Source organism: Pseudomonas sp. FSL R10-2189, assembly GCF_009600325.1.
GTDB classification, from domain to species: domain Bacteria; phylum Pseudomonadota; class Gammaproteobacteria; order Pseudomonadales; family Pseudomonadaceae; genus Aquipseudomonas; species Aquipseudomonas helleri.
This window is the reverse complement of sequence record NZ_WIVZ01000032.1, coordinates 58,062-64,604: the sequence shown is the minus strand read 5'-3', so window position 1 is coordinate 64,604 and position 6,543 is coordinate 58,062. Positions and strand designations below refer to the sequence as shown.

Sequence of the window (6,543 nt, the reverse complement as noted above, 5' to 3'; positions counted from 1 at the left end):
CCACTAGCGGCCAATACATCGCCCATGCCAGTAACTTTGCCTATAAAAACGCGCAAAGCCAGGCCGCGGCGTTTCCCGGTGAGCCGAAGAGCGGCCAGGGCAATCTGGAATTGTTTCAACACTATGCAAGCCAGCACGCCTTTAAAGGCGCGGCTTATCAAGTAGAGGACGCATTAGGCCAAATCTTCACGGGCACGCTCAACGCGCAGGGCCACGCTGCCGTGGCAGGCCTCGCCCCCGGCCCGGCCAAAGTACAGCTGGGCAAAGACCCCTCGGACACCTGGGCGTTAAGCAGTTACATCGGCAAGCCCCATGCCCCGGACTTCGACTCGACATCCCCGACATTGCCCGGCAAAGCCGCCACTCAGATTGCGCACACCCTGCTGGCAGCGCACGCCACCCGGGAGCAAGGCCAATGAGTACTCGCCAAGGCCAAGTCGCCATTGCGCCACTGGACACTATTGGCGCCGAAGACCTGAAAAAAGGCGCAAATAGTGTCGATACCTGGCTGCGAGAAATCAGCGGCGACCGGATCACCCTGCAAGGGCTGAAAACGGTCGCTAACTACATCCCGATCATCAACAACATCATGGCCGCTATTGATGCGGTCAACGACATCATCACCCTCGCCCGCAGTGAAAAACGCCATCTGCTCGACTGGGTCAGTCTGGCCATCAACCTGATCGGAATCATCCCGGCCCCGCCCTTCATGGCAGGCGCGCGCACCAGTTTGCGCCCAACGCTTTTTCTCGTACGACAGAAAGTTAACCAGAACCCCAAAGCCGTGCTCGGTGACGCACTCATCAGCGTTCTGGTCAGCCACTTGAACGCCACCATCCTTGGCTCGCTTGAAGACTTTGTGGAAAAAGCCCAAGCCCAGCTCGACGACATGCTGAAAAGAGCCGGTGCCAAGGGCCAAGAAATACTGCTCAGCTTCGCGCAGAGCATCGAAGATCTCGTCAACGGCACCCTTCACTACAAGGAGCCGCCCACCAGCGACTCAACCTCACTGCTTAAACTGATCGGTAGCGCCATTACCCACGCGCCGGGTAAAGCAGCTGTAAGCGCCCTGAACAGTGCCAGCGGCTACATCCCTGAAGACATTAAAAGACTTGCTCTCTTCAATACCGGGCTTCTGCGTCAACTCGCCAAGGAAGTGAACAGCCAGTTGGCCGCACTGGCAGACGTCAACACCGAACACAGTGTTGGCTACTTGCTCTCAGTACTTAGCAAGGCCACCAAAAAGAAACGCAGAGACCTCAACGCAAACGTTCCTGTGACTCACTCGGCACACGCCAGAAGTACCAGCGGTCAAGGAAACCTTGGCGCCACTGGCCGCCAGGCCCCTGCGCGCAAAGATGCCAATTGCGCTAAAAATGTCGTCTGCCCGGTCACTGGCCACAGCATCAGCTTCGCCCGTGGCAGCGAATACCTCGCCCACACCGACTTTACGCTTGCCGGGCCTTTCCCGATCGAGTGGTCGCGGGCCTATCGCTCAAGCCAGTCAGCGCTTGACAGCGGGGCATTCGGCGCGCGCTGGGCTACCCCTTATTCCATGTTTTTTGAGGTTCGTCACAAAGGGCTGGTGTACCACGCCGACGATGGACGCAGTCATGACTATCCATTGCCCAAACCGGGCAAGTTTCACCACGACCCGATAGAAGATGTCGTGCTGGTACGCACCAGCGAGCATGAATTGTCGTTGGCCCGCGGGCATCAAAGCCAAGAACACTACCAGCGCATCGGCAAACACTTCTGCCTCACCGCCATCACCCTGCGCGGCGGCGCCCGCGTCACCCTGCACTATGACCACCAGCACGCAGGCCAGGCCGTGCTGTCGGACCTGATCACCTACCAGAGCGACACCCCGCACCAACACATCCACACCCAGCTCGACGACCACGGCCGCATCAACGCCCTGTGGCTGATGCACGAAGGCGCGCCCTTGCGCCAACTGGCGGGCTACGACTATGACGAACACGGCGATCTGCGCGCTGCCCGCGACGAAAACGCCGCGCAGTGGGCGTATCAATATCAACATCACCTGATCACCCGCTACACCGACCGCACCGGGCGCGGCATGAATCTGCAATGGCAAGGCGACGGTCCGGACGCCAAAGCCGTGCGCGAGTGGGCCGACGACGGCAGCTACGACACCCGCCTGGAATGGGACCCCAACATCCGCCTGACCTACGTCACCGACGCCCTGGGTCAAGAGACCTGGCACTACTACGACATTCTTGGCTACACCTACCGCATCATTTACCCCGACGGCAACGAAGAGTGGCTGTTTCGCGACGCCGCCAAAAACGTCACCCGCCATATTCACACCGATGGCAGCACCGATTCATACGCCTACGATGATGGCGGCAACCTGCTGCAACACACCCGTGCCGACGGCAGCAGCATTCACCACGCCTACGACGACCAGGACCAGCGCTTCAAGACCCGCGATGCCGAAGGCGGCCTGTGGAAATATGACTACGACCCGCGCGGCAACATCATCGAAACCCTCGACCCGCTGGAGAACACAACCTGCTACGCCTACAACAGTGACAACCTGCCGGTGCTCATTACCGACGCCCTCGGCGGCAGCAAACACCTGGCCTACAACGCCGACGGCCAACTGACCCGCTACACCGACTGCTCGGGCAAAGTCAGCCAGTGGCAGTACAACGCCCTCGGCCAGCTCAGCCGTTTTACCGACGCTGCGGGCAACATTACCGCCTACCATTACAGCGCCGGGCAACTGGTGCGCCTGACCCTGCCAGACAACACCGAAGAGCATTTCGAGCGCGACGCCGAAGGTCGCCTGCTCAGCCACACCGACGCCCTGCGCCAGCGCACCGTGTGGCACTACAACGAAGCCGGATTAATCCAGCAACGCCAGCAGGCCGACGGCAGCACCCTGGCCTACCGCTGGGACAAGCTCGGCCAATTACTGGAACTGCGTAACGAGAACAACAGCACAGCCACCTTCGCCTACGACCCGGCAGGCAAACTGCTGAGCGAAACCGGCTTCGACCGGCAAACCATTCACTACCAGTACGAGAACGGCAGCCAACAGCCAACCCACCGATCTGACGGCGACCGGGTCTTGCGATACGACTACGACCCGCTCGGCCGCCTGAGCGCCCGCCACGCCGCCTACCAGGGTGGTAAGCAATGGCAAACCGAAACCTTTGCCTACGATGGCAACGGCAACCTGTTGCTGGCCACCAACCCGACCTGCAAACTGCAGTGGTTTTACGATGCGGCGGGCAACAACACCCGCGAACATCAGCACCTGCACCTCTACAAACCCTGCCACGTCGCCATCTGGCAGCACGAGTACGACACCCTCAACCAACGCATCGCCACCACCCGCCCCGACGGCCACCGGGTCAGTTGGCTGACCTACGGCAGCGGCCACTTGCTGGCGATGAAAGTCGACGACATCGAACTGCTCAGCTACCAGCGCGACGACCTGCATCGCGAAATAGTCCGCCACCAAGGCAACGGCCTAAAACAGCGCCAGAGTTGGACGCCCAACGGCCAGTTGCACGAACAAACTGTAGCCCTTAGCGGCTCAAGCAAGCGCCTATTGGTGCGCAACTACCGCTATGACGATGCCGGGCAGTTGACCGACCTGCACGACAACCGCCGTGGCGACATCAACTACCGTTACGACCCGCTCGGCCGTTTGCTCAGCGCCACCACCCTCAAAGGCGAAGAAACCTTCGCCTTCGACCCGGCCAGCAACCTGCTAGACCCCAAGGCCCCGCGCCGGCCCATCCACCACCCGCCGCCCAAGCTCCTCGACAACCTGCTGCGCGACTACGTCGGCCAGCACTACACCTACGACGCCCGTGGCAACCTGCTTGAACGCCTCGACAACGGCAAAAAAGCCCGCTTCACCTGGGACCTCTACGACCGCCTGACCCGCTACGAAGACGACCGCCTGACCGCCGACTTCGCCTACGACGCACTGGGGCGACGCGTAGCCAAATACTCCAAAGCCCACTGCCCGCCCAGCCCCGGCGCCGGCCCGGCGTGGATCGAGCAGCAACAGCGCACGCTCAACGCCCAATACGACTGCGGCCAAAACATCTACGGCTGGGACGGCGACACCCTCGCTTATGAAACACGCTACAGCGACAACCCCGGCGAACGACGTCTGATCCACTACTTCTACGAACCGGGCAGCTTTGTCCCCGTCGCCCAAACCGTCGAAAACCGCAGCCTGTCGCTAGTGCGCGAGCCAAGCCATGAAAACGGCTACCACATCGACCGCGACCCGCTGTGGCAACACCAACCCGTGGCGAAACCGTTCAACGCCATGGCCTGGTACCAATGCGACCACCTCGGCACGCCCATGGAACTCACCGACCAACGCGGTGAGATTGCCTGGAGTGCGACGTATCAAGCGTGGGGGTTGGCCAAAGAGAAGCGTACCGGCAGCGCAATACGCGAAAACATCCGCAACCCGCTGCGCTTTCAAGGGCAGTACTTCGACACCGAAACCGGGCTGCACTACAACCGCTATCGGTACTATGATCCGCAAGTCGGGAGGTTTATCAGCAAGGATCCGATAGGGTTTGCGGGCGGGCTGAATGTCTATGCGTATGCGCCGAATCCGGTGGGGTGGGTTGATCCGTTTGGGTTGGCTAAACGCGGTCCGGTACCTGGTGGTCAAGGACCACACAATGAAGTTATCGCCCAATGGGGGCGTGAAGCCACCGAGGCCGGAGGTTTAGTAAAAGCGGGAGGTGGGCTCCAAAAAGAGGTACTAATTCCCACACCAGGTGGACAAAAACAGGGTCGCAGGCCGGATATAATTATTGAACAAAAGGACGGGAAAATAATTTATGGTAATGTTGGAAGAACAAAAGCAGACGGAACACCCGTACCTCGCGAAACACTTGCAATGGACGACTTACAAAATAAAACCGCAGACAACGATATTGCTGCCGAGGTTCAATTCAGGCCATACTGCCCATGCCCAACAAGGAAAAGAAAGTAAAATGGATATTAATGTATTCATGACCCTTAATGACTTCATACTCATCAACATAAAGCTGCTTGAAATATCCAACCTAAATCTCTATCGTTCAGAAAGTTACGATCATCCATATATAAAAGTAGACATCAACTCTCCCTCATCGTGGAGTCCGGGCACCTCAAAATCGCTTTCCCTGCTTGCTGGAAAACACGAAGATGAAGGGCCAATCCTAAATAAAAAACAAATTAACATCTCCCGAAGTCAACGTATTGGTTTTGTAGACATTAAATATGGCGGCGAAGATGAACATGCAATTGGAGCCTCACACTACGGCGCAGACACTTCACTTACGGCGAAGATCGCAAAAAAAGAATTACATAAAATACTCAAAAAATATGCGCACGCAAATGTTAAAAACACAAATGGAGACATCGTAAAGAATCACTATTGGACTGATTCCGCCCTAGCCTCTGGCAAAAATTGGCACAGATTCATCGGATCGGGCGAGTACAAACACAAGAATATAAATCCCGGATATCGTCCAACATACGACAGTGAAAAATTATTACAACTCCAACCAAAAAACAAGGATATAACTCAAGACTATAAGTAGCCTGCAATAAAACCGCTATCGATACTATCGATCCGCAAGTCGGACGGTTTATCAGCAAAGACCCGATAGGGTTTTCGGGTGGGCTGAATGTCTATGCGTATGCGCCGAATCCGGTGGGGTGGGTTGATTCGTTTGGGTTGGCTCGAGTTTATAGAAACGCTCCTTATCATGGAGCTACAGACAATCCAATTAAGAGTAGAGCGCCATCAAATGGACAAGCTGCATTGGATAACTCTTCTCAAGTCAAAGAATCATCGCCTCGAAGAATTGGAATTGACATTGAAAATAACGAGTTAATAATTCTTGACAGAACCCAAGCAACCCCCAATTCAGATGAGGAATATCATGGTCATGTTAGATGCTGGTGTGATTTGCACACCGACCAGCAAAACACGCTAAGAAGAGCACAACAAGTAGCTAGAAAAGGAAAAATAAGGAGACAGCCATGATAGAGCCACATCAAAAACCAGATATAGAACTACTACTCAAATCTAATGATGAGCAAACCATCCTAGACTCAATCATGCACATGACTTTCAACGTAAATGATCCCGGGTGGATTCAAAAAAAATGCATCGAACAAATTAATCTGAAAAAAAGCTCAAACATAACAGGGCTAGCAATTACATGCTTAGGGCACATAGCACGACTTCATGGCGTAATCAATGAAAACACCACCATCCCCCTGCTAAAAAAACTCCTGAAGGACAAAGAATTCTCAGGCAGGGCCGAAGATGCTTTAGATGACATTGAACAGTTTACAAAAAAATAAACATACCTTCAGATCGAGGGAAGCTACTCACTATCAACGATCCGCTCTGGACAAATTGATATTCACACTGCATTTTTGAACTTATTACTGATGGCATTCGGATAGTTCAGTGAACGAATCCATCCTCACATGCAGGCTTCAATATGAAGACAATAACAGACTAAGGTTACCTGGTGA

General features: G+C 55.5%; 4 protein-coding genes and 1 pseudogene. All 5 read left to right on the top strand.

What is annotated here, in order from left to right; translation table 11 throughout:
* Positions 1–419, top strand: a pseudogene (locus GHO32_RS26510) (type VI secretion system tip protein VgrG); the annotation flags it as partial.
* Positions 416–5,002: an RHS repeat-associated core domain-containing protein gene (locus GHO32_RS20295; protein WP_153442975.1), complete on the top strand. Its 4,587-nt coding sequence runs from the start codon at positions 416–418 to the stop codon at positions 5,000–5,002. The pseudogene GHO32_RS26510 and the gene GHO32_RS20295, both read left to right, overlap by 4 nt.
* A gap of 1 nt (position 5,003) precedes the next feature.
* Positions 5,004–5,594 carry a hypothetical protein gene (locus GHO32_RS20290; protein ID WP_153338365.1) on the top strand — a complete coding sequence of 197 codons (591 nt, stop codon included), beginning with the start codon at positions 5,004–5,006 and terminating at the stop codon, positions 5,592–5,594.
* Positions 5,595–5,611: 17 nt separating this feature from the next.
* On the top strand, positions 5,612–6,043 hold the full coding sequence (locus GHO32_RS26665; RefSeq protein ID WP_371924562.1) for an RHS repeat-associated core domain-containing protein: 432 nt from the start codon (positions 5,612–5,614) through the stop codon (positions 6,041–6,043).
* Positions 6,040–6,366 (top strand): hypothetical protein, encoded by a 327-nt coding sequence (locus GHO32_RS20280; RefSeq protein ID WP_153334926.1) that lies wholly within the window; start codon positions 6,040–6,042, stop codon positions 6,364–6,366. The genes GHO32_RS26665 and GHO32_RS20280 overlap by 4 nt, the downstream gene beginning before the upstream one ends.
* Positions 6,367–6,543 lie beyond the last annotated feature (177 nt).